The organism is Nonomuraea turkmeniaca (assembly GCF_005889735.1).
Taxonomy (GTDB): domain Bacteria; phylum Actinomycetota; class Actinomycetes; order Streptosporangiales; family Streptosporangiaceae; genus Nonomuraea; species Nonomuraea turkmeniaca.
Genome location: NZ_VCKY01000418.1, coordinates 1 through 4,317, shown reverse-complemented (window position 1 = coordinate 4,317; position 4,317 = coordinate 1). Strand labels below are relative to the sequence as shown.

Annotated in this window: 4 protein-coding genes; all 4 read right to left on the bottom strand. The window is 70.0% G+C overall.

Annotated elements, in window-relative coordinates; translation table 11 throughout:
• On the bottom strand, positions 1-1,045 hold a 1,045-nt coding region (locus tag ETD86_RS52735; RefSeq protein WP_281287110.1), incomplete at its 3' end, for a proton-conducting transporter transmembrane domain-containing protein.
• Positions 1,046-1,171: 126 nt separating this feature from the next.
• A complete protein-coding gene (locus ETD86_RS52730; RefSeq protein ID WP_246149503.1) occupies positions 1,172-2,365 on the bottom strand; it encodes an alpha/beta hydrolase in 1,194 nt (397 codons plus the stop codon).
• A 330-nt stretch (positions 2,366-2,695) separates the two neighbouring features.
• Positions 2,696-3,709 (bottom strand): SRPBCC domain-containing protein, encoded by a 1,014-nt coding sequence (locus ETD86_RS52725; protein WP_138674130.1) that lies wholly within the window; start codon positions 3,707-3,709, stop codon positions 2,696-2,698.
• A gap of 75 nt (positions 3,710-3,784) precedes the next feature.
• Positions 3,785-4,204, bottom strand: a complete 420-nt coding sequence (locus tag ETD86_RS52720) for an SRPBCC family protein (RefSeq protein ID WP_170223783.1) — start codon at positions 4,202-4,204, stop codon at positions 3,785-3,787.
• Between the last annotated feature and the right edge of the window lie 113 nt (positions 4,205-4,317).

Below are 4,317 nucleotides of genomic sequence, written 5' to 3'. Positions count from 1 at the left end.
CCACCCCGCTGAGCTCGTGCACCTCCCGGCTGCCCGCCGCGTGATCGACGATCCCCACCACCAGGAACAACGCCGCCTTGAACAGCCCGTGCGCCAGCAACATGGCCGCCCCTGCCAGCGCGTGCCCCGACCCGAACAGCACCACGAGAAAGCCCAGCTGGCTGACCGTGCCATAGGCCAGCAGCCGCTTGAGATCCGTCTCGCGCAGCGCCCGCCAGCCGCCGAGCACCATCGTGACCAGGCCGAGCGGCACCGCCACCGCCCGCCACAACACCACGTCGGCGGCCGCCGGGCCGAGCCTGGCCACCAGGTACACGCCCGCCTTCACCATGGCGGCCGCGTGCAGGTACGCCGACACGGGGGTGGGCGCGGCCATCGCGGCCGGCAGCCAGGTGCTGAACGGGAAGATCGCCGACTTCGTCAGCGCCCCGGCCAGGATCAGCACGGCGGCGACCGCGCCGATGTCCCCGGGGGCGAGCGCGGAGATCCGGTACGTGCCCGCCGCCTGGCCCGCGAGCACGAGCCCGGCCAGCATGGTCAGGCCGCCGAACGTGGTGATCACCAGCGCCTTCATCGCCGCCTGGCGGCTCAACCGGCTCTCCGGGTCGTACCCGATCAGCAGGTAGGAGAAGACGGTGGTCAGCTCCCAGAACACGTACAGGAGGAGCAGATTGTCGGCCGTCACCAGGCCCAGCATCGACCCGGCGAAGGCCACCATGGCGCCGCCGTAGCGCCCGAGCCCGTCGTCGCCCTCGGGAAAGTAGCGCACGCTGAACACCAGCACCAGCACCCCGATGCCGGTGACCAGCGCGGTCATCAGCACGGCCAGCGGGTCGAGCCGGAACGCCAGCTCCATGCCCAGCGCCCAGCTCGTGCTCCGGCCGTCGGGCAGCCCACCGGCCGACCGCCACAGGGTGTAGCCGAACGCGGCCGCCGGAGCGAGGGCCAGCAGGGCGAAGGAGCGGCGGCCCATGCGGCGGGCCAGCCAGGGAGCACAGGCGGCCGCCACCGCGTGCAGCATGAGCAGCGACTCCAGCGGCTCCATGGGCTCCTCAGGCGGGATGTACTTTTCCGGTTACGTCCGCCAATCTCCATGCGTTTACCCCCGCCGCGACGCAGGCACGGCGGGGGTTGACCCGAACGTCACCAGTCCCAGGACTGGACACGAAGGTCAGGTCTGGGCGGCGGAGCAGGCGCCGGGGCGCGGCGCGCGGGTCGTGATCAGGTAGTGGTCGACCTGCCGCTCCAGGCAGGAGGCGCCGCCGGCATAGGCGAGGTGGCCATCGGCGTCGTTGGTGAGCAGCACACCGTTCGACAGCTGCGCCGCCAGTCGCCTGGCCAGCTGGTACGGCGTCGCCGGGTCCCGGGTCGTGCCCACCACCACGATCGGCGGCGACCCCTTGGCCCGCACCTTCTTGGTGAACCTCGTGCCCCTGACCGGCCAGTACGGACACGCGGACTCGGGGTGGTCGACGCAGGAGATGGCCCGGTGCGCCTCCAGCATGTTGGTGTACAGGCCGTTGGGCAGCCGGCCGTTGTAGCCGTCGGCGATCCGCAGCATCAGCGTGCCGTCGCCCTTGAACGCGGCGGTCAGCGCCTGGCGCAGCACAGGCCAGTTGTTCTTCGAGTACAGCGCGGCGTCCACGGCGGTTCTGACCACGGTCTCGGTGACCTGCCTGCCGTCGTGGGTGTTGCGCAGCGGCGCCCGGTCGGCCCGCGACAGCAGCGCGTCGAGCCGCTTCCTCGCCGCCGTGAGCGTCTGCTTCTTGAACGGGCAGTCCTTGGCCTTGAAGCAGTCACGCAGGAACGACTCCCGCGCCACCTGGAAGCCGGCGACCTGCGCCCGGACGAACTCCTCGCCTGTCTGGTTCGGGTCCTCGGCGCCGTCGAGCACCATGGCGCGGATCCTCATCGGGAACAGGTCGGCGTACCTGGCGCCGAGGTAGGTGCCGTACGACCAGCCGAAGTACGTCAGCCGCCGGTCGCCGAGCGCCGCGCGCATCACGTCCATGTCGCGGGCCGCCTCGCCCGTGCCGACGTGCTTGAGCAACTGCTTGCCCGAGTGGGTCTCGCAGCCCTTGGCGAACCTCTTCGCCCACCCTTTGAGCTGCTTGAGCTCCGCCTTGGAATCGGGGGTCCGGTCGGCGGAGTGGAAGGCGTCCAGGTCCAGCGGCGACAGGCAGCGCACGGGCGAGGACCGGCCCACGCCGCGCGGATCGAAACTGACGACGTCGAAACGTGCCCGGACGGACGCCGACACCGCCGACTTGTTGAGGATGAGACCGTCGACCCCCGAGCCGCCGGGACCGCCGAAGTTCAGCACGATCGAGCCGATCTTCTTTCCGGTCGCCGGGAGCCGGATCATGGTGATCTTAATCTGCTTGCCACTGGGATTCGTATAGTCCAGTGGCACCTTTAATTTCGTGCATTCGAATGCTTCGAATCCTTTGCCGCAGGAGGTCCAGGTCAAGCGCTGACCGTAATAGCCGCCGAGTTTGTCGGCCGCGGCGGCCGGAGCCGTACCGGTGAGACCGGTGGCGGCGATCAAGCCGGCGATGGCGGAAGAAATGATTTTGATTGAGCGTCGCATGAACAAAAGGTGAAGGTGAATTCTTGCGAGCGCCTTTAAGCAAGCTGGAATAGATCACTTGCAACCGTCTCGACCAGGCCGTCGCCGCGACTGGGCAGGCGGCGCCTAGAACACGGCGCTGTCCTCGACGTACCGGCGCAGGTTGACCAGATGCATCAGCCAGCCCGCGCGGTGCTCGGCGGCCAGGGCCGCCCCGTCCGGTAGCGGCTCCCAGCCCATGTGCAGGAGGCGGACCATCGTGGAGCCGCCGATCTCGGTGAGCTGGATCTCGACCCGGGTCGACGCCGGCCAGTGCTCGTCCGCCCAGGACAGCACGAGCAGGTGATCGGTGACGAGCTCGATCACCTGCCCGCCGGTGCGTACCTCCCGCCCGTCGTCGGTGGTCCAGCGCTCCTCGAACCGGCCGCCGGCGGTCGCGTCGAGGTCCAGGTAACTCCACCAGCCGGCGCGGATCTCCGCGTTGACGATCGCCTGCCACACGTCATGCGCCGGCGCGACGATCGCGATCGATTCGTCGACCACCGGCTGGGATCGCTGCTTGCCCATGGCGTCCGTCCTGCCGGCGCCCGGCCGGCTCGGCAGCCCTTCCTGAGGCGTGGTGGTGAGCAGCCGGGCGTCCTGCAGAATCAGCTGGACGATCTTGTCCAGCTCGCTGCTCTCGTCGATGACCGTCTCGTGCACGTCCGGCAGGACGTCCTTCTTGACGTACCACTGCCGCATCTCGTCCGGGCCGAACCGGGCGCGCTGCGGCCGGGTCTCGTGCCGGCGGAGCGTCTCCTCCCACGAGACGTCGAGGTAGTAGCACAGGGTCCTGCCGCGGTGGTCGCCGCAGAGGGACTGGAGCATCTCGCCATAGCGGCTTCCGGCGAGGATGCCTTCCAGGATCACGTGGTAGCCGGCGTCGAGCGCGTGCCGGCACATCACGTCCAGGAGGCCGATGTTGACGCCGCCCGGCCGGTCCAGCTCCCGCAGGATGTCACGGCGGACCACGTCCTGACTGATCACGGCCATGCCCCGGCGGCCGAACGCCTCGCGCACGGCACGTGCCACGGTGGACTTGCCCGAACCGGAGTTGCCGCGGATGACGATGAGAGTCGTGTCCTGGGATCCGGTAAGCACTGGACGACGGTACCGGATCAGTACGAGCGGCGCTGCGGGCTTACAGAATCCCGCTCGATTCGGGCGCCAGGCTTGTCAGCCCGCGTCGTGGACGCGGTGCGCGACCTCGTCGGCCAGGCGGTCGAGGGAACGATCGAGCAGCTCGCGGACCTGATCCGCCCGCGGTCCCGAATCCGGTTCGTCGAGCAGGGAGATGTGCACGGTCACCTCGCTCGTCCCGCCCGCCGAGTCCGCCACCTGGAGCCAGCCGGCGTAGTCCGGGTGGTCGCGGCCGCCCCACTCCACGCGCAGCTGGTCCTCCGACGCGCGGAACAGCCCCTCGTGCCTCCCCTCCCCGGGCACCAGGTCGCCGCCCGCCTCGAGCGTGCCGGGGCCGGCGCCGGAGACGTGGAGTCCCTGCGGCAGCCAGCGGTTCATGAGCGTGACGTCGGACGCGACCCCGTACACGATCGTGCTCACGGCCGGCATCCCGCGCGTCGCCTCGAACTCAGCCACTTCCGTCCCCCTTGACGTCCGGCCCTGGCCAATGGTGGCGCCGTACCCGTGTGATCTGCTCGCAAACCGCGGCCGTCCCGCCGGCGTTCCCCGCTACGGTTTGCGGTGGGCGG

What these genes read in the sequence shown, in the direction of transcription:
- ETD86_RS52730 (WP_246149503.1), bottom strand. Translation starts at nt 2,365, where the DNA reads ATGATCCGGCTCCCGGCGACCGGAAAGAAGATCGGCTCGATCGTGCTG.